At 65.1% G+C, this 22,468-nt stretch carries 24 protein-coding genes; 10 read left to right on the top strand and 14 right to left on the bottom strand.

The features are described 5' to 3' along the window. Positions 1-119: 119 nt before the first annotated feature. Entirely contained in the window at positions 120-1,898 is a 1,779-nt protein-coding gene (locus tag QX010_RS09915) for a putative bifunctional diguanylate cyclase/phosphodiesterase (RefSeq protein ID WP_316179142.1), read from the bottom strand. Positions 1,899-2,089: 191 nt separating this feature from the next. Then, positions 2,090-3,058 (bottom strand): sensor histidine kinase, encoded by a 969-nt coding sequence (locus tag QX010_RS09920; protein ID WP_316179143.1) that lies wholly within the window; start codon positions 3,056-3,058, stop codon positions 2,090-2,092. 181 nt (positions 3,059-3,239) lie between these two features. Between QX010_RS09920 and QX010_RS09925 the strand changes: the two genes are divergently transcribed. Then, positions 3,240-4,082: a glucose 1-dehydrogenase gene (locus QX010_RS09925; protein ID WP_316179145.1), complete on the top strand. Its 843-nt coding sequence runs from the start codon at positions 3,240-3,242 to the stop codon at positions 4,080-4,082. 149 nt (positions 4,083-4,231) lie between these two features. Here the strand turns inward: QX010_RS09925 and QX010_RS09930 are convergent, their stop codons facing one another. The 4 genes from QX010_RS09930 to QX010_RS09945 form a co-directional block, all read right to left on the bottom strand. After that, positions 4,232-5,386 (bottom strand): IS4 family transposase, encoded by a 1,155-nt coding sequence (locus tag QX010_RS09930; RefSeq protein ID WP_315800429.1) that lies wholly within the window; start codon positions 5,384-5,386, stop codon positions 4,232-4,234. Positions 5,387-5,573: 187 nt separating this feature from the next. Continuing rightward, a complete protein-coding gene (locus QX010_RS09935; protein WP_315803847.1) occupies positions 5,574-6,950 on the bottom strand; it encodes a cytochrome P450 in 1,377 nt (458 codons plus the stop codon). Positions 6,951-7,846: 896 nt separating this feature from the next. Further along, on the bottom strand, positions 7,847-8,005 hold the full coding sequence (locus tag QX010_RS09940) for a hypothetical protein (protein ID WP_315803846.1): 159 nt from the start codon (positions 8,003-8,005) through the stop codon (positions 7,847-7,849). 373 nt (positions 8,006-8,378) lie between these two features. Then, positions 8,379-9,197: an outer membrane protein gene (locus tag QX010_RS09945; protein ID WP_316179147.1), complete on the bottom strand. Its 819-nt coding sequence runs from the start codon at positions 9,195-9,197 to the stop codon at positions 8,379-8,381. 359 nt (positions 9,198-9,556) lie between these two features. Here QX010_RS09945 and QX010_RS09950 point away from each other — a divergent pair, with 359 nt between their 5' ends. Next, complete coding sequence (locus QX010_RS09950; protein WP_316179149.1) at positions 9,557-9,967, top strand: response regulator; 411 nt, start codon at positions 9,557-9,559, stop codon at positions 9,965-9,967. Positions 9,968-10,102: 135 nt separating this feature from the next. Here QX010_RS09950 and QX010_RS09955 read toward each other — a convergent pair whose 3' ends face one another. Continuing rightward, positions 10,103-11,341: an LLM class flavin-dependent oxidoreductase gene (locus QX010_RS09955; protein WP_316179150.1), complete on the bottom strand. Its 1,239-nt coding sequence runs from the start codon at positions 11,339-11,341 to the stop codon at positions 10,103-10,105. Between the two features lie 444 nt (positions 11,342-11,785). Here QX010_RS09955 and QX010_RS09960 point away from each other — a divergent pair, with 444 nt between their 5' ends. Then, on the top strand, positions 11,786-13,288 hold the full coding sequence (locus tag QX010_RS09960; RefSeq protein WP_316179151.1) for a PHB depolymerase family esterase: 1,503 nt from the start codon (positions 11,786-11,788) through the stop codon (positions 13,286-13,288). 6 nt (positions 13,289-13,294) lie between these two features. Here the strand turns inward: QX010_RS09960 and QX010_RS09965 are convergent, their stop codons facing one another. Beyond that, positions 13,295-13,963: an MBL fold metallo-hydrolase gene (locus QX010_RS09965; RefSeq protein WP_316179419.1), complete on the bottom strand. Its 669-nt coding sequence runs from the start codon at positions 13,961-13,963 to the stop codon at positions 13,295-13,297. Positions 13,964-14,098: 135 nt separating this feature from the next. Here QX010_RS09965 and QX010_RS09970 point away from each other — a divergent pair, with 135 nt between their 5' ends. Further along, positions 14,099-14,581 (top strand): MmcB family DNA repair protein, encoded by a 483-nt coding sequence (locus tag QX010_RS09970; protein ID WP_316179153.1) that lies wholly within the window; start codon positions 14,099-14,101, stop codon positions 14,579-14,581. 126 nt (positions 14,582-14,707) lie between these two features. Here the strand turns inward: QX010_RS09970 and QX010_RS09975 are convergent, their stop codons facing one another. The 4 genes from QX010_RS09975 to QX010_RS09990 all read right to left on the bottom strand — a co-directional run bounded on the left by QX010_RS09975 (position 14,708) and on the right by QX010_RS09990 (position 15,997). Further along, positions 14,708-14,968, bottom strand: a complete 261-nt coding sequence (locus tag QX010_RS09975) for a DUF1488 domain-containing protein (RefSeq protein WP_315803840.1) — start codon at positions 14,966-14,968, stop codon at positions 14,708-14,710. Between the two features lie 98 nt (positions 14,969-15,066). Beyond that, complete coding sequence (locus QX010_RS09980; protein WP_315803839.1) at positions 15,067-15,309, bottom strand: hypothetical protein; 243 nt, start codon at positions 15,307-15,309, stop codon at positions 15,067-15,069. Between the two features lie 103 nt (positions 15,310-15,412). After that, positions 15,413-15,550 (bottom strand): hypothetical protein, encoded by a 138-nt coding sequence (locus tag QX010_RS09985; protein WP_315803838.1) that lies wholly within the window; start codon positions 15,548-15,550, stop codon positions 15,413-15,415. Positions 15,551-15,832: 282 nt separating this feature from the next. Continuing rightward, entirely contained in the window at positions 15,833-15,997 is a 165-nt protein-coding gene (locus QX010_RS09990; protein WP_315803837.1) for a hypothetical protein, read from the bottom strand. A 62-nt stretch (positions 15,998-16,059) separates the two neighbouring features. Between QX010_RS09990 and QX010_RS09995 the strand changes: the two genes are divergently transcribed. From QX010_RS09995 to QX010_RS10005, 3 genes are all read left to right on the top strand, one after another. Next, positions 16,060-16,329 (top strand): hypothetical protein, encoded by a 270-nt coding sequence (locus QX010_RS09995; RefSeq protein ID WP_316179156.1) that lies wholly within the window; start codon positions 16,060-16,062, stop codon positions 16,327-16,329. After that, positions 16,322-16,618: a hypothetical protein gene (locus tag QX010_RS10000; protein ID WP_315803835.1), complete on the top strand. Its 297-nt coding sequence runs from the start codon at positions 16,322-16,324 to the stop codon at positions 16,616-16,618. The genes QX010_RS09995 and QX010_RS10000 overlap by 8 nt, the downstream gene beginning before the upstream one ends. 207 nt (positions 16,619-16,825) lie before the next feature. Continuing rightward, on the top strand, positions 16,826-17,191 hold the full coding sequence (locus QX010_RS10005) for a hypothetical protein (protein WP_316179158.1): 366 nt from the start codon (positions 16,826-16,828) through the stop codon (positions 17,189-17,191). 34 nt (positions 17,192-17,225) lie between these two features. Here QX010_RS10005 and QX010_RS10010 read toward each other — a convergent pair whose 3' ends face one another. Together QX010_RS10010 and QX010_RS10015 are read right to left on the bottom strand one after the other, a co-directional pair. Beyond that, entirely contained in the window at positions 17,226-17,780 is a 555-nt protein-coding gene (locus QX010_RS10010; protein WP_315715137.1) for an ActR/PrrA/RegA family redox response regulator transcription factor, read from the bottom strand. Positions 17,781-17,957: 177 nt separating this feature from the next. Further along, positions 17,958-19,313: an ActS/PrrB/RegB family redox-sensitive histidine kinase gene (locus tag QX010_RS10015; RefSeq protein ID WP_316179160.1), complete on the bottom strand. Its 1,356-nt coding sequence runs from the start codon at positions 19,311-19,313 to the stop codon at positions 17,958-17,960. 97 nt (positions 19,314-19,410) lie between these two features. Between QX010_RS10015 and QX010_RS10020 the strand changes: the two genes are divergently transcribed. From QX010_RS10020 to QX010_RS10030, 3 genes are all read left to right on the top strand, one after another. Continuing rightward, complete coding sequence (locus QX010_RS10020) at positions 19,411-20,202, top strand: ABC transporter ATP-binding protein (RefSeq protein WP_316179162.1); 792 nt, start codon at positions 19,411-19,413, stop codon at positions 20,200-20,202. Then, entirely contained in the window at positions 20,199-21,011 is an 813-nt protein-coding gene (locus QX010_RS10025; RefSeq protein WP_316179164.1) for an ABC transporter permease, read from the top strand. The genes QX010_RS10020 and QX010_RS10025 overlap by 4 nt, the downstream gene beginning before the upstream one ends. Before the next feature lie 124 nt (positions 21,012-21,135). After that, positions 21,136-22,464 carry a polyhydroxyalkanoate depolymerase gene (locus QX010_RS10030; RefSeq protein WP_315803830.1) on the top strand — a complete coding sequence of 443 codons (1,329 nt, stop codon included), beginning with the start codon at positions 21,136-21,138 and terminating at the stop codon, positions 22,462-22,464. Positions 22,465-22,468 lie beyond the last annotated feature (4 nt).

Consider the following 22,468-nt stretch of genomic DNA (forward strand, 5'->3'; position numbering starts at 1 on the left):
AGCTACCGGCGGCTGTTGCCTGCAACTGATAGTGTGCAGGCTCAGCCTGGGTCAAGGCGCTTTCAGCGTCAGCCGGTGACGCTCATATTTTGTGCTGAAGGGCTCCGTCCTCCGAGAGGTCAACGCCGATAGCGGCTGCTGCGCGCATAGGCCTGGCGATTTTCCTGCACAGGGCGACTGGCGAGACTGATGCGCGCTTCGCTTGCAAGCGGGGCCGCCGGCTTCAGCTCTTCCAGGAAGATCGGACGCGAGAAGTAGTAGCCCTGCGCATAGCGGATCTTGGTCGCGGCCTGCAGATAGGCGAGCTCCTCGAACGACTCGATGCCCTCCGCGATCACCGTCATGCCCAGCGCCTCGCTCAGGGATTCGATCGCGCGCAGGATGCCCTGGCTGCGCGGCCGCTTATGAATGTCGGTGATGAAGGAGCGGTCGATCTTGATCTCGTCCGCCGTGATGTCGGCGAGCGCCGACAGCGACGAATAGCCGATGCCGAAATCGTCGATCGAGATGCCGACGCCGATCCCGCGCAGCAGCGGCACGATCTCATCCTGGAAATGGCTGCGGGTCACGAACGCGTCCTCGGTGACCTCGATCATGAACCGCTTGGGAAAGCCGGTCGCCGCGATCGCCAGCGCGAAGGGCTGCATGAATTCCGGATTCGACGCCTGTTTCGCCGCGACGTTGATGCTGATCGTCGCGTCCGGTCCAAACGCGTCGTTGATCAGATCGATCGATTTGACGATCTCGTCCAGCACGAGATGGGCGAGCTCGTCGATCAGGCCGAGCTCGACGGCGAGATTGATGAAGGAGCCTGGCGCCTGGATCACGCCTTCATTGTCGCGCAGCCGTACCAGCGCCTCGATGCCCTTGATCTCCTCGGTGCGGATGTCGACCTTGGCCTGGAACGCGCAGCAGAAGCGCTTTTCCAGGATCGCGAGCCGCAGCGACTGCTCGACCTTCATGCGCGCCAGCGCCTCGTGCTCCATCGCGCTGGAGAAGAAGGCAAGCGTGCCCTTGCCGCTGTTCTTGACGCGGTACATCGCCAGATCCGCGTTCTGGCGCAGCACGTCGTAGCTTGCGCCATGCTCGGGAAACAGGCTGACTCCGACGGACGCGGAGGCGAACACCTCCGCGCCGTCGATGAAGAAGGGCGCGTTCAGGCGGTCCAGCATCTCGTGCAGGAATTCGGCGACCTCCTCGGCGCGCTCGATCGGATGCAGCAGCAGCAGGAACTCGTCGCCGCTGATGCGCGACAGCAGGTCCGACTCGCGCAGGTCGCGGCTGATGCGCTTGGCGAGCTCGACCAGCAGCGCATCGCCGGTGGCGTGGCCGTAATAGTCGTTGATGTACTTGAAATTATCGAGGTCGAGAAAGGCGAGCGCGAAGCGTCCGTCGACGCGGCCGCGCCGGACCAGGAGGTCGGCGCGATGCTCGACCACGCGGCGCATCGGCAGGCCGGTCAACTCGTCATAATAGGCGGCGCGAAACAGCTGGTCCTCGAACTCCTTCTGCTCGCTGATGTCGGCCGAGCTGGAAATGAGGACGCTCTGGTCGCCGATGCGAACCGGCCGATGCGCTGTCAGCAGGGTCTGCCCGCCGCGCTCGCCTGCCACCTTTTCCTCGCCGATCACCGTTCGTCCCCGGCCAAGGATCTCGCGGCAGGCCGTGCGCCTGTTGTGGAGATGCGGCGCCGAGAGGCCGTCGATGCTGTTGGCGGCGGCGCCGAGCTGGACGGCGGCCGTATCGTTGACCAGCAGAAAGCGACCGTGCTCGTCCTGGACCGTGACGCCCGAGGGAAGCTGGCTGAGGACGGTGCGCAGGAAGCGCAACTCGGCCTCGGTCGAGCCCAGCCCCTCGTTCGGTCCGGGAGAAAAGTTGAATCGGTCGCTGCTGTACATGCGCCGATTGTGCAAAGTTCCCGCTTCATTTTAGTTAAGCGCTACGTAGAAACCCGGAACGCGCGCGCCAAGTCTTGGAAAGAACGGAGCTTTGTGCCGCGGCGTCATTAACCGTTCCTGAATCGGACGAACGACGCGACCGGACCCATGCGGCGAAAGTCGCAGGCAGGAATGGCCGCCCGGCGGCCAATTCAGTTCGGTGGCACGCGACACTGCAAGGTGCAGTGAAGGCCGGATTCGAGAAAGCTGGTCTCGGTCCTGCCGTCGAACGACGACAACGCGGCCTTGAGCAATTTGCTCCCGAAACCGGGCATGCCGACCGGACCGATCGGCGGACCCGCGGCCTCGTCCCAGGTCAGATGGAGCCGGTCCTCCTGCATCGTCCATGACACCTGAAGGAAGCCGCGCGGCGAGGCGAAGGCGCCGTATTTGCCGGCATTGGTCGCCAGCTCGTGGAAGATCAAAGCGAGGCTGACGGCCAGCTTGGCGGGCAGGAACAGCGGCGGGCCGTGGAGCTCGAAGCGGACTTGGCCATAAGGCCCGAGCTCCGACACCAGCAGGTCCTTGAGGTCGCAGCCCTGTCCTTCGGCGCGCGCGACCAAATCGTCGGCGGTCGCGAGCGCGCGGATGCGCTGGTCGATGCGGCTCCACACCTCCGGCTGGTCGTACAGCACCTGATGCAGCACGGCGTGAATGGTCGAGGTCTTGTTCTTGAGGCGGTGATGCAGCTCGTCGACCAGGAGCTTGCGATACTGCTCCTCCTCGGTGAGCCGCCGGGCGATCTCGCGCTGCTTGCCGGCCAGCCGCCGGTAGTGATCGACGCCCCAGATCACCAGCAGCGCCACGACCATATACATCGCCATCAGCGCGAGCCGGGCGCCATCCGCCGGACCGCCGCCAAAATCGAGCGTCAGGCCGAGCGCTGCGCCTGCGATCGCCGTCGCCAGGCCGACGCCCGATCCGCCCATCGCGGTGGCGAAGAAGACGGCCGGCATGTAGGGCGTGAAGAACACGTCGGGCCGCAGATGCGCCATGCCGTAGCGGATCGCCGTGGCTGCGAGCAGGCACATCGCGGCAAACATGCAGCTCCATGTCAGGGAAGGCTGCTGCTCGCCGCGCCAGATCCGCTTGATGTCGTCGATGAGTCGCGTCATGGACATCCATGAGCCTCAACTGCGCAACCAAATTAAGGCCGACGTGGCGGTAATTTGTCCGGTTGATGGAAGCCGTCTTGCGTGTGTTGCCGTTTGGCGCGCACGATGACGGTTCCGCGGCGGAACTCGGGCGCTTATTATTCCGCCGCCAAGAACGAGCACGTAGCAGCAACGCAAGGAGTAGGGAATGGGACGGTTGGAGGGCAAGGTCGCCGTGATCACGGGCGCGACCAGCGGCATCGGCCTGCGCACGGCGGAAATCTTCGTGGCCGAGGGTGCGAAGGTCGTCGTCGCTGGCCGGCGCAGCGCGGAGGGCGAGGCGCTGGCGAGCCGGCTCGGAGCGAGCTGTGTGTTCCGGCAGACCGACGTCACGGTCGACGCGCAGATGCGGGCATTGATCGATGGCGCGGTCGAGCGCTTCGGCCGGCTCGATTGCGTGTTCAACAATGCCGGCGGTCCGGCGCAGACCGGCGGCATCGAAGGCCTCGACGCCGATCGCTTCGACCAAGCCATGGCGGTACTGGTGCGCAGCGTCATGCTGGGCATGAAATACGCCGCGCCCCACATGAAGCGGCAGGGTGCCGGCAGCATCATCAACAACGGCTCGATCGCCGGCCGGCTCGCCGGCTTCTCCACCTCGGTGGTCTACAGCACGGCGAAGGCGGCGGTGATCCATCTGACGAAATGCGTGGCGATGGAGCTTGGCGAATCCGGCGTGCGCGTCAACTCGATCTCGCCCGGACTGATCGCGACCGGCATCTTCGGCAAGGCGCTCGGACTGTCGACCGAGGCGGCCGAGAAGACGCCGGAGACGATCCGCAACGCCTATGCCACGGCGCAGCCGATCCCGCGCGCTGGCCTGCCCGACGACATCGCGCATGCCGCGGTGTTCCTCGCCAGCGACGAATCCAGCTTCATCAACGGCCATGATCTCGTCATCGACGGCGCCATCACCGGCGGCCGCAACTGGAGCCAGCAGCAGCAAGGCTATCAGGCGATGCGCAAGCTGCTCGGGGACGCAGTGGAGTAGGGGATGGTGAAGTATACACTTCGTCATGCCCGGGCCTGGCCCGCCTGCGCGGCCGAAGCCGCTTCGGCGCGGCGAAGGCCCGGGCATCCACGTCTCTCCGTCCGCGGATTGCAGGATGGATGGCCGGGACAAGCCCACGGCTGTCCGGTTCAGCTTCCGCATATTGCGAGGCTCAACTGTTGTGGGTTTTTGGCAAGTTGGGGTGGCCCCGTGAGCAATTGATCGATGGGGCGGCGATGCATGAGGTTGGTGCGGACCAATCTGGCAAAGACCAAGGGGCTTTGGATTGCCTTCTGAAGGTCTTGCGCGAGGCGAAGCAAGAGGAAGGCGATCAGGGCAACGGCGATCTGGATACGAACGGCGTTCTCAGAAGTCCCGAGGAACCTGGTGATCTTGAGGGTCTGCTTGACCCAACGAAAGAACAACTCGATGGCCCAGCGGCGACGATAGAGGTCGGCGATCTCTTGAGCGCTGGCATCGAGGTCGTTCGACAGGATGCGCAGGATCTTTCCCGTTTCCAAGGTGACGCGCACTTCGCGCACCGCAGTCTGCATTGGATTGCGGCGGCTGTAGGCTTGGCGTTGTGGAAGGAAGCCGATGCGGTCGGAGAGGATGTTGCCATCCGCGATGACAGGCAACTCCTCCACGACCCGCAGCGGCGTATTGGATTTGAACCGGGTCACGATTCGACAACCGGCGGCGTCCAGTTGAGCCCACCAAGCATATTCATAATAGCCGAGATCGAAGACGTAGGTTGCTCCCGGCTCGATGGGCATCTGATGCGCTGCAGTATTGTCGTTGACGTTGGCTCCGCTGATTGCCGCATAAATCGGCCGGTCGGCGTCGGCATCATAGATCACATGCACCTTGGCACCGCAGACACCGGTAGAGAACCGTGCCCAGCCAGCGCTGGCTTCTGTCAGCCGTACGCTGGTCGAATCAATCAAATACGTCGTCTCGGCAAGCTTGCGGCGTAACCGGCGATGGGCCTGCTTCATCATGATGGCCAACAGGGCGGCAAACATCTCCGCAGGCCGATTCATATTGGCGTCCGCGAAAGTCGAGCGGCGGACAGGGCCCCCACCCAGGTGATAAAGCCGCGCGGTGTGGCTCGACAGCCCGGTGACAATCTCACGCAGACTGGAAGCCCCCGAAAGCTGACCGTACAGCAGCGCCACAAATTGGTCTTTGGTGGAAAGCCGTCGAATCCGCGCGTCCGTGCCATGCTCGTCCACAAGCGCCTCGAAGCGATGCCAGGGGACCAACTTCAGAATGTCTCGGAATACTGTATTCTGATGCGGCATGGCGGGACCTTCCTGGTGTGTCTCGAACATTTGGCGATGCTCAAGACCGCAGAAGAATCCACGCCATGCACCATGTCCAGTCTGTCTTGAACCGGACAGCCGTGGGACAAGCCCGGCCATGACGAGGAGGAACGAGTCCGCGACAAACCGAGATCCTTGGCGCGTTTGCTGCATCTATGCGGACCGATCACACCGCCTTCAACATCACCTTCAGACCGTCGCGCGGTTTCGGGATCGGCCAGACCTGCCAGTTCGGCTGATAGCCGGGGGCGAACGAGACCTCGAGGTTGGCGAGGAAGTGCCGCGCGAAGCACTTCACCTGCATGTAGGCGAAGTGCAGGCCGAGGCACATGTGCGCGCCGCCGCCGAACGGCACCCAGGCGAAGCGGTGGCGGCCGCGCTGGGCCTCGTCGGTGAAGCGCATCGGGTCGAACCGCTCCGGCTCCGGCCAGATCTCCGGCATGTGATGGGTGTACATCGGGTTGATGCCGACGCCGGTGCCGGCGGGAATCGCGTAGCCCTTGAAGGTAAAATCCCGGATCGGCCGGCGCGGCAGCGACGGCACCGGCGGCATCAGCCGCAGGGTCTCCTGGAACGCCATCTCGGTCAGCTTCATCTTCTCCAGATGCTCCGAGGTCATCGGTTCGTCCTTGGCGAGGCCGAGGCTGGCGACCTCCTCGCGCAGCCTCTGCTGCCACTGCGGATGCGCGGCGAGCTGGGCGATGAAGGAGGTCAGCGACGAGGTCAGCGTGTCGTGCGCCGCCATCATCAGGAAGCTCATGTGGTCGACGATGTCCTGTGTCGACAGCAGGGCGCCGTGGTCGTCGGTGGCGCGGCACAGATGCGAGAACAGGTCGTCGCCATCGCCTTTCGCGCGGCGCAGCGGGATCTGCTCGGAGAAATAGGCGACGATGCGCTGGCGACCCTTGACGCCGCGCGCCATCTGCGTGCCCGGCAGCGGCCGCCGGATCGGCGCCACCGAGGCTGCGACCATGTCGACGAAGGCGCGGTTGATGGCGTCGACCTCCGGTCCGATCTCGGTGCCGAGGAAGGACGTCGCGGCGAGGTCGAGCGTGAGCTGCTTGATCGCCGGATAGAACAGCATCTCGCCCGGATTTGCCTTCCACTGCGCGATGCGCGCGGCGATGCCGCGGTCGAGGCCGGCGAGATAGGACTTCATCGGCCCGGCCTTGAAGGCGACCGACAGCGCCTTGCGGTGCATGCGGTGCTCGTCGAAATCGAGCAGCATCAGGCCGCGCGGAAACAGCAAATTGAGGATGTGGCCCCAGCCATGCGCCGAGGAGAACAGCTTGGCCTGGTCGAACAGCACCAGCTCGTTGGCTTCGGGGCCGAGCAGCACGACGTTGACGTCGCCGAACATGTGGGTGCGGTAGACGGGGCCATACTTCCTGGCGTTACGCTCGACGTGACCCTTGGGGTCGGCGAGGGTCTCGAACGTCTTGCCGATGATCGGCCAGCCTTCGTCGCCCGGAATATGGGTCAGCGAGTTGCGCCGCGGCGAGGTCAGGCGGAACGATGGCGTGGCCACACTTTGCATCGACATCAAGGAGGCTCCGTTTTCGGATCGGCGGGGCGCGGCGATGCGCCGGCACATCATTGAAGGGCGGTTGCAGCCATCATGCAATACGCTGCGTTATTTCGTCTCGGTGTAGTTGTGCTGCATCGCACGCGTTCGCGATCTCGCGACGCGCTTCATGCGTCCGAGTCCTGCTGGACTTGCTGCCCTCCTTGGGAAGAGGGCACGGGGAATGCCGGGCGCTGGCCGCACCCATGGCCCGCCTGCAGAAAAAAATGCAGGCGGCAGGTACCACAGGTTCAGCCGAGGCATCCCGGCATTCCCCGCGCGATGGTTTTGACGGCTGCTTCGCGATCTCCCCGGTGCGCCGGGCTTGTTGGCCACCGTGCGCGCAACGCGCTTGCGCGCGTTACGCGGGACACCAGCATCGGGGTGCCAGGACCACGCGACTTGACCGTGCGCATCTCTGCTGTTCGTCGGCGCGGGATCACCGCACGCTGCAACATCGACGCGCCCACCGCATCCCGCCTCAACGTTCGTGACGACCGCGAAGCGCCCCTCTGATCGAGACGGGACGACGTGACGATATGCGAGATTCGGAAAAACGAAAGCAGAATATTTTTGCGCGCGGGACTGGACAGGGGTGATGTGATTGAGCTGGTTCGTGAAATGAGTTTTTCGGCGCGCATCGCCTTATGGTGATGAGCCTGCGACCGGCAGGCCGTCGCGGTGCGGCTTCGCGTTCTCAAAGGCGCTTTGCTGGAAGCGATTTGCCCGTCGGCCCGGACGGGCGCCATTATTTACTGCTGTCGCTCGCGAGTGATGCCGCGATATCGGCGGTCTATCGACGCAGGATCAGCGGATCATCTTTCGAGGCGAGCAAGCAGAAGCCGCCACGCGTTCCGATCTGGACGTCGAGACCGTCAGCCGCCCGATTTGTTGATCTTCTTCACCTTGGCGTCGGTTGCCTCGATCGAGGCGGCCAGCTCCAGGATCGCCTTTGCCAGGAGATCGGCGGCCTCCTTGGGATCCTGCGACCGTTCGGCGCGCAGCGCGTAGTTCCTGGCTGACGAGAGTGACATTGGCGAGCTTTCCCACGGAAAAGCCCGCCGGGTCGAGACGGCGGGCAGTGAGGTGTCCTACTCGCGAGAGGTAGCAGGTCCGGGTTAAGAAAATTTTCGTGACGCTCGCTGCGCCGGTGTCCGCCATGCGGTCGCTGGCGCCCCATCTCCGGGAGATCAGACTGTGGGACCAAGAGCCGGCAAGTCATAGGTTGATATCGCCGCCGATGACGCCGCCCTGGGGGCAAAGGCGATCCGTCGATCGCTCCACGGGCCCGCTTGCAGTGGCGCCGTGCCCACGATCTTGCTGAGGAGCTCTTAGATCAATAGTCGGCACGCAGCCGCCTGCGGCGGCAGCTTTGCCCACCCTGCATTCCTCACCCCCGACCGCGCCTCAGAACTTGTAGGCGAGTCCCACTGTCGCGGTGTGAGTGCGCGTCGTAACGTGCGCGGTGAAGCGGTCGTCGAAGCCGACCCCGACGCCGCCCGCGACGAAGAAGGGCTGAGTCCAGGTGCCGAAATCGGCGTAGCGGTAGTCAGCGCGCACGATCCAGTGGCCGCCGATCATGTGCTCGACGCCGCCGCCGACGGTCCAGCCGACCCTGGTCGATGCCTGGGTCTCGTTGTGCGGATTGCCGAAGCAGAAGGCGTTGCCCGGAACGACGGTGCAGTTGGCGTTCAGCTCGAGGCGCTGCCACGCCACGCCGCCGCTGCCATAGACGAGCGTGTCCGGTGCAACCAGATAGCCGAGCCGGGCGCGTACGCTGCCGTCCCACGTCTCCTTCACGGAGCCGGTGGGAAGGCCGACCAGCGGCGCGCCGAAGAACAGCCCGGTGGTTCCCGGCAGGGGATTCGCGGTCGTCTTGTTGTCGGCCCATCCAAGGTCGCCCTCGAGTCCTGCGACCCATGACGGGGCGAACTGCCAGTTGACGCCGAGGTAGCCCCCGATCCTGGCCGCCACGCTGTCCATGGCGCCGCCGGTGCCGGCCGTCGGCACGAACACGCCGGCCCCGAAGTTCGGCGAGATGTCGCTGGTCCGCCAATCATTGTCGGCCCAGCGGGCGCCGATCGACACGCCGGCATAAACGCCGGTCCACGACGGCGCGGCGACAACCGGCGATGCCTTCACGGGCAGGTCGGCCGCCAGCGCTGACCTCGCGAGGACAATGCTCGCCAACGCGGCCGCAATCCCGGCCACTCCAGATTTCGTCATGCTTTGCCCCAGCGCGCGACGTCGATTCGACATGGTTGCGGCACCATCGCCGGTTGCATCGAACGCGGCAATTGCATCGCGATTGGCTGGATCAAAAAGTTCATGGTGTTGCTGGCGGGATACGTCGCCTGGTTGAGGCGGCGCTCGACGAGATGGCACCGAGTCGGCATCCATGACCATACGATCGCTGCGAGCCTGCTCCGGCTGGCCGCACGTCATCAGGTCTGCCTCGCCCCAGGCGGCCCCCGCGTCCCCTTCACCCGTAAATCCACGGAGCCGAATGTTTACCTCGCGGCCATCGGCGGCATCTAGCAACGGCCTGACTTGACGTCGGGTCAACGTGCGACGAGGGCAAGGGCATGAGCAATCAGTTGCTGGTGATCGAGGATGCCGAGGTGCATCTCTCGATTCTGCGCAAGATCGCCGCGCAGTGCGGCTACGAGGCGACCTGCGTGACGTCGGTCGAGGCGGCGGCCGATCTGCTGCGCCGGCGGACCTTCGACTGCATCACGCTGGATCTGTCGCTCGGCGATCGCTGCGGCGCCGACATCCTGCTGCTGCTCAACGAGCTGAAATCGCGCACGCCGGTGATCTTCATCAGCGGCGCCGAGGACGCCACGCGCGACGAGCACGTTCGCCTTGGGACCGTGCTCGGGCTCGTGGTCTATCCGCAATTCCAGAAGCCCGTCGACCTGCCGGCGCTGCGCGAGACGCTGAAGCAGATCGCGACGCTCGCTGAGTGCGAGAGGCTGGTCGCGGCGGTGAGGTAGCCGTGCGTAGGGCGGATTAGCGCAGCGTAATCCGCCGACAATTACGGGCCTTCTCGATTTGTGCGTCTCAGCGGCTTCATGGATCCGACTACGCCGGATGTGGCGGATTACGCTGCGCTAATCCGCCCTACACTCTCATCCCCTCCGCTTCGCCGCTTCCTGCAGATCCGGCGCATTCACCGCGGGAATCGCGATGCGGCCGGGTCCGGTCTGCGACAGCGCCGCGGCGGCCTTGTCGTTGTCCATGATCTTGGCCATCACGGCCTGTCCCGCGCGCTCGAAGATGTCGCGGTTCTCGATGACAAATTTCTGCGAGCGGCGCAGGCCGTCGACGTAGCCGTTGATCTCCGGCACGACATAGCGCGCGACCATGTCCCAGCTGCGGCGCGTGTTCTCCGGATTGGCCCAGTCGTGCACGAAGCCGATGATGTGGCCGACACCGCCCGACACCTGCATCAGGTTCTTGATCGTCTTGACGAGATCGTCGGGCGTGCCGATCGTCGACGCCGCGCCCTCGACGAAGGCGGTCTTGTCGACAGCCTCGTCCGGCGAGGCGAATGGTTTCAAACCCGGCCGCATCAGGGTGCCGACCGTATATTCGTTGTGCCAGCGCATCAGCCCGGGGCCGGCCTCGCGGCGCGCCTGCTCGCGCGTCTCGGCGATGTGCCACGACAGCAGCACGCGCCAATTGGCGCGGCTCACATTGGTGCCGTGCTTCTTCGCCGCGTCCTCGGCGAACTCCCATTGCTGCGGCAGCGCCATCAGGCCCTGCGTCGACATCGAGCCGAGCGAGATGATGCCGATGCCGTATTTGCCTGCGAGCGTCATGCCGGACGGCGAGATCTGCGACGCCACGACGAACGGCATTTCCTCCTGCAAGGGCAGGATCTGCAAGGCCGCGTCGTTCATCGTGAACCAGTCGCTCTTGGCGGTGACGCGCTCGCCGTTGAACAGGCGGCGGATGACCGCGATCGCCTCGTCCTGACGGTCACGCTGCGTCATCGGATCGATGCCGAGCGTGTGGGCATCGGAGGCGAGCGCGCCCGGCCCCGAGCCGAAGATGGCGCGGCCGCCGGTCATGTGATCGAGCTGCACCATGCGCTGCGCGACGTTGTAGGGATGATGGTAGGGGAGCGAGATGACGCCGGTGCCGAGCCTGATGCGCTTGGTGCGCTCGCCGGCAGCAGCGAGAAACATCTCGGGCGAGGCGATCGTCTCCCATCCGCTGGAATGATGCTCGCCGCACCAGAACTCGTCATAGCCGAGCTCGTCGAGCTGCGAGACCAGATCGAGGTCGCGGCGGAATTGCAGCATCGGATGCTCGCCGATCGGATGATGCGGAGCGAGGAACGCGCCGAATTTGAGCCGCGCCATGTGTTTTCTCCCAGGCGGAATTCGTTGTTGCTTACCAATCAGGCTAATTGGCGCCTCGGTGCGAGGCAATCATCTTGCCGCGCGGGACGACCGGTGCATGGCTGCCATTTGTTTGTTTACTGATCACCGATCGGTGCTCACACTCGGCGCGGGGTTGTCGATTCGTTGACCTGTGGCTGCAATGGCGACATGCCGAACGCGGTCACTGCCTTTCCGGGTTGCGTCGCGTGTCGTTTTCACGCTTGCGGCGATCGAACGTTTCGTCGGTTCGCATTTCGGTGATTGCTGCGTGAAGAGCCGCGTCGGCGTGGCATTTAGATCGCAGCAAGAGCGAAATTCGCAATCAAATTGCCGAGCTCCGCAATCTCGCGGGCTTTTTCTTTTGCGCTGCAGCAACCATCTGGGTGATGGTGGGTTTGATCCGTGACTGCCAAGGAGCTGCCGTTGTCCCTCGCTGAAAATGTTGAGTATTTGCGACGGCTGCGCGAGCTGAATGGCATCACCGGATTCGCAGATTTCCACCGCCAGTCCCGTCCGGCGCCGGAATGTCCGCTCGTGGAGGTCGAGAGCTTCGGCGGCAATCCCGGTCGTCTGAAGATGTTCGCTCATGTGCCGGCGCAGCGACAGCCGCTGCTGCCGCTCGTCGTCGTGCTGCACGGCTGCGGGCAGGGCGCCGCCGAGTATGATCTCGGCGCCGGCTGGTCGACGCTCGCAAAGCATTTCGGCTTCGCGCTGCTGATGCCGGAGCAGCAGCGCATTAACAATCCGCAGCGCTGCTTCAACTGGTTTCAGCCCGAGGACATCACGCGCGGCCAGGGCGAGGTCGCCTCGATCCGCGAGATGATCGCCCGCATGGTGGCCGACTACGCCATCGATGCGAACCGCATCTTCGTCACCGGCCTGTCGGCGGGCGGCGCCATGACCATGGCGATGCTGGCGGCGCATCCGGAGGTGTTCGCGGCCGGCGCCGTGATCGCCGGGTTGCCGTTCGGCACCGCGCGCAACATGCGCGACGCCATCCTGCAGATGCGGATGCCGCCGGCGCGTCCGGCCGGCGAGCTCGGCGATCTCGTGCGCCGCGCCTCCAGCCATCGCGGCAAATGGCCGAAGCTGTCGGTGTGGCACGGCACCGCCGACTATACGGTGCATCCGGACAATGCCGGCGAGATCGTCAAGCAATGGCTCGACCTGCATCACCTGCCGCTGGCGCCGATGGCCGCAGGTGAGGTCAACGGCTATCCGCATGAGCAGTGGTGGAATGCCGATGGCGAGACCGTGGTCGAATCCTTCACCATCTCCAACATGGCGCATGGCACGCCAATCGGCGTCGCGGCCAACGACAAGCGCTATGGCAAGGCCGGGCCGTTCCTGCTCGAAGCCGGCATCTCCTCGTCGTATCTGATCGCGAAGTTCTTTGGCGTGACCGACTGGATCCGCCAGCCGAAGCCCGCCGCGACCTCCCCGAGCACGAAGCTCATTCCCGAGGTGTCGCCGATCTCGGCGCTGCCGGCCCTGACGAAGATGCTGCGGCGGCCGGATGCGCCGGCCGCGGTTGAGCCGACCGAGGCCAAGCCCGTGCCGGAGACACCGGTTAAGGCGGCGCCGGTCAAGCCGACACCGGCGCGGCCGCCGGCGCGCGCGAAGGGGACGCGGTCTGCTCCCGGCAAGGCCGCGAAGCCGAAAACCGAGTTGCCGGGATCCAGGCCATCGGCGCCGGTGGTCGCGCAAGCGGTGGCCGCGAAGCCGGCCGTTACGCCGGTCGAAATCAAGCCTTCAGCTCCAAGGCCGTCAGGCGCGAAGGCGGTCGACATGACGCCGGCCGACGCGCCGCCGGTTCTCAAGCCCGCGACCGCCGTCCCGACGCAGGCGCCGCCGCAGAAGCGGCGCCGTGTGATCGACGTGGCCGCGGTGATCGAGCGCGCGCTGCAGGCGGCCGGCCTGAAGTAGTTCGTCTCAGGCCATCCCCGTCAGGAACGGGTTCGTCATCCGCTCCTGGCCGAAGCTCGAGCCGGCGCCGTGGCCGCAGATGAAGCCGACGTCGTCGCCGAGCGGCAGCAGCTTGTCCTTGATCGAGCGGATCAGCGTGTCGTGGCTGCCGCCGGGCAGGTCGGTGCGGCCGACCGAGCCGTTGAACAGGACGTCGCCGACATGGGCGAAGCGCATGTCCTTGTTGAAGAACACGATGCTGCCCGGCGAATGGCCGGGGCAGTGCAGGATGTCGAAGACGAGCTCGCCGATCTCGACCGTATCGCCTTCCTCGAGCCAGCGGTCGGGCGTCACGTCGCGCACGCCTGTGATGCCGAAGCGCGCACCGCTGGCGACGACGTTGTCGAGCAGGAATTTGTCGGCGACATGCGGTCCCTCGATCGGCACCTTCAGCTGGTCGCGCAGATCGGCCGCGCCGCCGACGTGATCGATATGGCCATGCGTCAGCCAGATCTTCTCGACGGTGACTTTGGCCTGCGCGATCGCCGCCTGGATGTTCGGCACGTCGCCGCCGGGATCGATCACGATCGCCTTCTTCGTCGCCTCGCACCACAGGATGGTGCAGTTCTGCTCGAACGCCGTCACGGGCACGATCATCGCGCCGGCCTTCGCCCTAGTCTGGTTCTGCTCGGTCATGGGCGCCAGCATGCCGATTTTTCGCAGTGCGCCAAGTGAAAAGGCGGCTGTCGGGTGCAGAGCTCCGCGCTGCAGCGGCCCGCATCGGGGCGTCACCGGGCTTGGGAGACGCCTGGAATCGGCTATGCTGCAGCGATGGACTCGTCAGCCGCCAGGATCAGCCTCGTCCCCGTCGACCGCCGCCAGTCGGAGACGGCGCTGGCGATTGCGCGCGGCACCTCGCGGCTGCTGCGCTCGCTCGGCTTTGCCACCATCAGCGAGCTGCCGCTGCCGTCGGGCCGTCGCGCCGACCTGGTGGCGCTGAACGAGCGCGGCGAGATCTGGATCGTCGAGATCAAGTCGTCGCTGGAGGATCTGCGCGCCGATCACAAATGGGAGGACTATCGGCTGCATTGCGACCGGCTGTTCTTCGCCTTCACGCAGGATCTGCCGTGCGAGATCTTTCCGCAGGACACCGGCCTGATCGTGGCCGATGCCTATGGCGCCCACCTGCATTGCGAGGCGCCTGAGCACAGATTGCCGGCGCCGACGCGCAAGCTGATGACGGTGCGCTTCGGGCTCGCGGCGGCGCAGCGGATCAACCGGCTGATCGACCCGCAGGGCCACGCGGACCTCTAGAGAATCCTTAAGTGCGCTCCACTGGACGGGGTTCCCTGCCTAGGTAGGTGACGCAGGCTCCGTCAGGTCACGACTCTCGAGATGAGAGACATCGCATCGCTGAGAGCCGATCCGCAGGCAGCGCCGTCAAAAATTTGCAGCGACGAGATCGTAGGATCCCCGGCTTCCTCGGACATAGACCTTGGCGGCGGCGGCGCAGATGCGCTCACGGTTGGAATCGAACGCAGTCAGAAAGCCCGACTCGTCCGGACAGGTGTCGGGTTGAAGGCGTCTCAACGCGCCCTCGTCGACGAAGAACGACGCTTCGATCGCGCTGTCGTAGCCCCAGAACCGTACGGCACGTCGCGTGCGATCATAGGAGCGGCTGTGATTTGGAAACTCAATCATGTGTGTGTCCGATCAGGTTCGAAGGGCGCCGCAGATGGGCGGACGTCATCCAAGGGGGCGCTCGGCGGTGGTTGCCGGCGGCAAAGCGGGTGCGCATCTCAATCGAAAGCCGACGGCAACTCGCCGTGGCGGAAGAAAACCGTCGGCTCATCGTCATAGTCGCCCATGTCGGGATCGCCCGATGACGAGAAGGCGACGACGCCTGCCTTGCTCGACACCAGTCGTTCCGCAGTTCGGAGCGCGCTCGATTCCGTCTTGCAGGCGATCGGCGTCTCGGCTTTCGGGCGTCCGCCCCGGCCGGTGCTGAACGCCTGGACGAAATAGATCGTTTCGCGCGCCATGCTCTGTCCTTTGCGCTGCCAGTACGGTCAGCCGCATCGTCACCGCATTGCGCGCGGCCTTGCGTGCGGGAGAACCATCCAGACTGATGAGACCGGAAAGCCCCTAGCGCTTCTTTTTGTCGCTGGAAAAATCCGGCTGCCATGCTCCGGCCTTCTGGCTCGGCGCTGCGGCAATGCTCTTGGGCTTCTCCCTCTTGGGCTTCTTGGCTTCCCGATTGCTTTTTTGCTGACCTTTGGCCATGTCGGTCTCCTCGACTCGGGTTGGAGCTGGTTCAGCGCATCGAACGAAGGCGCTGTCTCGATCCTGCGTGCGCGGCGCCACTGCCTTGTCGGCGGGTGGCCATCGTCCACCGACGCCGACGGGGCGCACGGCGGTGTGATCTACGAATGCAGCGCGGCAGTTGCGAGCGCGAGAAGGATCAGCAGCAGCGGCACGATGATGGGTGGAACGATCCACTCGCTCAGACGAAACTGCGGCATTGGCTATCCCTCGCGTGGTTTGCGGCGGGAGCGCTCGTGACCCTCAGTCACCGGTGAATGCCGTCGGAATGGCGGTGATCACCATTGATACACCCTGGCTCCTGTAATAGCGAGCACCAAAGCGCAGCGACACGGTGCGATGACGGCCCAGCCGCTCATCCGTCGTGCTGACGAGAAAGCGGTGGCTATTGCCGGCCGCAAGGCGCATGCTTCGTAGAAGCCTTGAGGTTGCGACAGCGACAGCGGGCCTGTTGCGAAAGGTAGGCGCAGATGAGCATTCGCTCGCGGCGCGAATTCGTCACCTTCAGACATCCGTTCCGGATCAGAAGCATCGAGCGTCTCCTGCCGGAAGGCACCTATGAGGTGGTCACGGACGAAGAGATGATCGAGGGGCTGTCCTTTGCTGCCTACCGCCGGGTCGCGACGATGATGATGCTGCCCGCCGACCGTCCGCACTCTGGTGCCGTCGAGATGGTATCCATCAGTTCGGCCGATCTTGCAGACGCGCAGCGTATCGACGCGAGTGCATCGGATGACTGACGAACCGCTCGATCTCGACAGCCACCGCGGGATGAGCGCGCAGAAGGCCGTGGACCTGCGTCGCGCGTTGGCGGAGGCCGAAACTCACGCACGGGACCTGCGCGAGCGCCAGGCGGTTCTCGAGCAGCACCTGCTCGCCCACGCGGCTGCGTCGTGGCCGGAAGCTGCCGCGAAGGCGCGCTATCTGCTGAACCTCTATGCCGCGAGTCTTGCGGAACAGGATACCAGGCACCGAGAGCTGATCGCCGCCGTGCTGGCCGATTTCTCCCGGCTGGCCGGGGAGAGCTGACGCGAGCCGGCGAATCGTGGCGCCTATCAGCCTATCATGCACCGCGCCCGCTTCAGGACTGTTGCCAGGGCGACAGCATCGACCCGTCTGGCCTCCCGGCAATTTCCCCGGCTTTGCCCGATAATTGCCCCGCATAGGGCGCAACATGCCGGAACAATTTTAAGGTTCGAGCAGTATCCAGCCCAGGGGTGCGGACAGGGACGACAGATGCGACGGGTGGTCTTGGCGTTGGCACTGCTCTTCGCGACTGGAGTCCGCGCGGAGGAAAAGGCGTTCTACGTCCTGGGCGCGGGCGCCGATTCCTGCGAGCGCTTCATCGCCGCTGCCGAGGAGCAGCCACCCGGCACCTACAAGGCGATCAGCAATGGCGACGAGCCCTACGTCAACGCCATATCAAAATATCAGCAATGGATGATGGGCTACGTCTCGGCCATCAATGCGGACCGCGGCGACGAGGGCCGGCAGATCAAGCTCGATCTGACCGAGGTCGACAGCTGGATGCGCAACTGGTGCAGCCGCAACCCGCGGCGCACCGTGTTCCATGCGCTGCAGGCGTTCGTGAAGTCGCACTGACGCCGGAGCGAGCAAGCGCTCGCTTACTTCGGCCTTACTTCGGCGCGCGCTTGGCGAGGATGCGCTGCAGGGTGCGGCGGTGCATGTTGAGGCGGCGCGCCGTTTCCGAGACGTTGCGATTGCACATCTCGTAGATGCGCTGGATGTGCTCCCAGCGCACGCGGTCGGCCGACATCGGATTCTGCGGCAGCTCGGACTTTTCGCTGGTGGTCGACAGCAGCGCCGCGACCACGTCATCGGCATCCGCCGGCTTGGCGAGATAGTCGACCGCGCCCATCTTCACGGCCGTCACCGCGGTCGCGATGTTACCGTAGCCGGTCAGCACGATGGCGCGCGCCTCGGGGCGCTTGCGCTTCAGCGCCGACACCACGTCGAGGCCGTTGCCGTCGCCGAGCCGGAGGTCGACCACGGCAAAGGCCGGCGCCGCCTTGCCGATCTGTGAAATACCTTCGGCGACGCTTTCGCAGGAGGTGACGGTGAAGCCGCGAGTCTCCATGGCGCGCGACAGGCGCTCCAGGAACGGCTTGTCGTCCTCCACGATGAGGAGAGAGCGGTCCGGGTGGTTCGTCAGTTCGGCGATGGCGCCCACGGTCATATATCCTTGAGAAGATGGCTCGATGGTTGCGAGACGATCTGGTCCATCCTCATATGGTCTGCCGAGTCGCCGCTGCCAAGATCGCGGGTTGCCGCAGTCTGCGGCGTGACGCCGCGCGGGGCCGGTGTGCCGTATGCCAGGACCGCGCCAGCGGCGGCTGCCCCGCAGGTTTCATTCCGGCTCCGCCTCGCCATCGTCATCCTCGCTGGCCTCGAAGCGCCGCCGCGGCCAGACGATCTGGACCACGGCGCCGTGGTCGGGGAAGGTGCGATTGCTGAACGAGACCTTGGCCCCGGTCCGCTCCAGCAGGGTGCGGGCGATGAACACGCCGAGCCCGAGTCCGCCGCCCTGGTTACCTCCCGGGCCGTCCTCGACGCTCGGCCGCCGCGACAGATAGGGCTCGCCGATCCGCTTCAGGATATCAGGTGCGAAGCCGGGGCCGTCGTCGGACACCACGATCTCGACCGTCTCGTTGTTCCACCAGGCGTTCACCTCGACGGCGTTGCGCGCGAAATCGACGGCATTCTCCAGGATGTTGCCGACGCCATAGAGGATCGCAGGATTCCGTGAGCCGACCGGTTCCTTGGCTGCGGCCACCGCGACGCGCACCTTGATGTCGACGCCGAAGTCGCGATGCGGTGCGACCGTCTCCTCGATCAAGGTCGACAGTTTCATCCGGTCGTACATCGACCCGATCGAGGACAGCTGGGTGATCTTGCCGAGAATGTCGCGGCAGCGCTGCGCCTGCTCGCGCAGGGTCTTGATGTCGGACGTGACCTGGCTGTTGTCCTGCAGGGCGCGCTCCAACTCGCGCGAGATCAGCACGATGGTCGCGAGCGGGGTGCCGAGCTCGTGCGCGGCGGCCGCCGCGAGACCGTCGAGCTGGGTGAGGTGCTGCTCGCGCGCCAGCACCAGCTCGGTGGCCGCTAGCGCGTCCGACAGCTTCCGCGCCTCCTCGGTCACCTGGAACGCATAGAGGCTGGTGACGCCGATCGCGAGCGCGATCGAGAGCCAGACGCCGAACAGATAGATCGGCGGGAAGATCAGCGGCTCCTCGCCTTCCCACGGCAGCGGCAGGTGCATGAAGAACAAGGCGGTGGCGCAGGCGACGGCGAGCAGGCCGAGCATGATCGTCAGGCGGACCGGCAGCGCGGTCGCCGAGATCAGCACCGGCGCGAGGAACATGTAGGAAAACGGATTCTCCAGCCCTCCCGTGAGATAGAGCAGCACCGTCAGCTCGATGATGTTGAGCGCGAGCAGGCCACCGGCGTGGGCCGGCTCCAGCAACTGCATCGGGTTGAAGGCGATCTGCAGGCCGAGATTGAGCAGCGCCGAGATGCTGATCACCGCCAGACAGGGCACCACCGGCAGGTCGAACTCCAGCCCCTGCACCACGATGAAGATCGCGCTCAACTGACCGAGCGCCGCCAGCCAGCGCAGTCGCAGGATGGTGTCGAGCCGGACGCGCTGGCGCGGATGGCGATAGTCGGTGTCGGGCGTGTCGATGATCAGGGCGTCGTCGGTCATGACGGGAACCTAATGCCGCGCAGGCGCGGCGACAAATCTGGGCGGCCGTTGGTGGCCTGTTGCGGTTTGCGGCACAATGCCTCAATGAACCCCTCCCATGACGCAAGATGACGCAGTGCCGACCCTCTCATCCGATTCCGGCTCGGTTTCGCCCGCGATTGCCGTGTCGCGGCTGACCAAGGTCTACAAGACGACGACGGCCGTCGACGGCATCTCCTTTGCGATCCGGCGGGGCAGCATCACCGGGCTGCTCGGCGGCAACGGCGCCGGCAAGACCACGACGATTGCCATGATCATGGGGCTGGTGCAGCCGACCTCGGGCGAGGTCGCCGTGCTCGGCCACAGCATGCCGGACGAGGCGGCGGCCGTGCTGGGGCGGATGAACTTCGAGAGCCCCTATGTCGACATGCCGATGCGTCTCACGGTGCGGCAGAACCTCACCATCTTCGGCCGGCTCTATGCGGTGGACCACCTCAAGGAGCGGATCGCCGAACTCGCGTCGCAGCTCGACCTCACCGACTTCATCGATCGCGCCAATGGCAAGCTCTCGGCCGGGCAGAAGACGCGCGTCGCGCTGGCGAAGGCGCTGATCAACGATCCCGAGCTGCTGCTCCTGGACGAGCCGACCGCCTCGCTCGATCCTGATACGGCCGACTGGGTGCGCGGCCATCTCGAGCGCTACCGGAAGCGCCGCGGCGCCACCATCCTGCTCGCCTCCCACAACATGCTGGAGGTCGAGCGTCTGTGCGACCGCGTCATCATCATGAAGCGCGGCCGCATCGAGGACGACGACAGCCCGGCGCAGATCATGGCGCGCTACAACCGCTCGACGCTCGAGGAGGTGTTTCTCGACGTCGCCCGCGGCCGCGACCGGGAGGCGGCGCAATGAACGATCTTTCCCTCCACATCTCGCCGCACCGCATCGGCGCGATGATCCTGCGCTACTGGTACCTGCTGCTGTCGTCCTGGCCGCGGCTGCTGGAGCTGATGTACTGGCCGACCCTGCAGATCATCACCTGGGGGTTCCTGCAGACCTACATCACCGCCAATGCCGGCTTCTTCGCCAAAGCCGGCGGCACGCTGATCGGCGCAGTCATCCTGTGGGACATCCTGTTTCGCGGCCAGCTCGGCTTCTCGATCTCCTTCCTGGAGGAGATGTGGGCGCGCAACATCGGCAACCTGATGATGAGCCCGCTGACCCCGGTCGAATTCCTGCTGGCGCTGATGACGATGAGCCTGATCCGGCTGGCCATCGGCATCATTCCGATGACCCTGATCGCGATCTGGTTCTTCGACTTCAACTTCTACAGCCTCGGCCTGCCGCTGATCGCGTTCTTCTGCAACCTGATCTTCACCTCATGGGCGGTCGGCATCTTCGTATCGGGGCTGGTGCTGCGCAACGGGCTCGGCGCCGAGAGCATCGTCTGGACGCTGATGTTCGCGCTGATGCCGCTGGCCTGCGTGTACTATCCCGTCCAGGTGCTGCCGCATTGGCTGCAGCTCGTCGCCTGGTCGCTGCCGCCGACCTACGTGTTCGAAGGCATGCGCGCGCTGCTGGCCGATCACGTCTTCCGGTCCGACCTGATGCTGACCGCGCTCGGGCTCAATGCCGCCCTGCTGCTGGCGTCGTTTGCGGCATTCATTGCTCTTTTGCGCAGCGCGCGCCGCGCCGGCTCGCTGCTGGCGGCAGGGGAATAATTGCGCTTTTCCCGTGGATTTCCGGGCTCATTTCGTCGCTTTGCGGCGTTGACACGTACAACACCGCATTGACGCTTAATTACGCATTCGGCAGTATGCTGCGTTGCAGAGAGGTTGAACGAGAATGCCGATAGGTGAGTTTGGCGGTGCACCGCCCCTGGCGTCGGAAGGCAGTCCGGTCCTGACGACGCCGATGTACTGGATGTACGAAATGGCGCATGCCTCGCTCAATCCGGCGCGCGCTGTCACCGATGCCACCAAGATCCTGTTTCAGAACCCGCTCAATCCCTGGGCGCATACCGAGATGGGCAAGTCGGTCGCGGCGGCCTGCGAGCTGTTCGAGCGCACCACGCGCCGCTACGGCAAGCCCGAATGGGGCCTCGACGAGACCGAGGTCAACGGCATCCGGACCCCGGTCGAGGTCCGCGCGATCTGGGAAAAGCCGTTCTGCCGGCTGCTCTATTTCGACCGCAAGCTGACCCGCCCTCTGCGCGCGCCCCAGCCCCGGCTCTTGATCGTGGCGCCGATGTCCGGCCATTACGCGACGCTGTTGCGCGGTACCGTCGAGGCGTTCCTGCCGACCCACGAGGTCTACATCACCGACTGGTCCGACGCGCGGATGGTTCCGCTGGCCGAGGGCCGTTTCGACCTCGACGACTACATCGACTACGTCATCGAGATGCTGCGCTTCCTCGGCACCAACATGCACGTCATGGCGGTGTGCCAGCCGGCGGTGCCGGTGCTGGCCGCGGTGTCGGTCATGGAGGCCGAGCGCGATCCGTTCGCACCGATCTCGATGACCCTGATGGGCGGCCCGATCGACACCAGGCGCAATCCGACCGGCGTGAACAATCTCGCCCAGGAGCGCGGCATCGACTGGTTCCGCAACCACGTCATCACCAAGGTGCCGTTCCCGCATCCCGGCGTGATGCGCGACGTCTATCCGGGCTTCCTGCAGCTGAACGGCTTCATCAGCATGAACCTCGACCGCCATGTCGACGCCCACAAGGCGCTGTTCGCCAATCTGGTGAAGGGCGATGGCGACCAGGTCGACAAGCATCGCGACTTCTACGACGAGTATCTCGCCGTCATGGACCTGGCTGCGGAATATTATTTGCAGACGGTTGAGACGGTGTTCATCCGACACGCGCTGCCGAAGGGCGAGATGACCCATCGCGGCACGCTGGTCGACCCGTCGAAGGTCACGCGTGTGGCGTTGATGACCGTCGAAGGCGAGAAGGACGACATCTCCGGTCTCGGTCAGACCGAAGCGACGCATGGACTCTGCTCGTCGATCCCGGATCATCGCCGGGTTCACTACGTGCAACCGGGTGTCGGTCATTACGGCGTGTTCAACGGCTCGCGATTCAAGTCGGAGATCGTGCCGCGCATCAACGATTTCATGTTGTCGGCGGCCGATCCCAAGTCGCTGCTCGCCATTGCGGCTGAATGAGCGA

Origin of the sequence: Bradyrhizobium sp. SZCCHNRI1009 (assembly GCF_032487575.1) — a bacterium.
Lineage (GTDB): Bacteria > Pseudomonadota > Alphaproteobacteria > Rhizobiales > Xanthobacteraceae > Bradyrhizobium.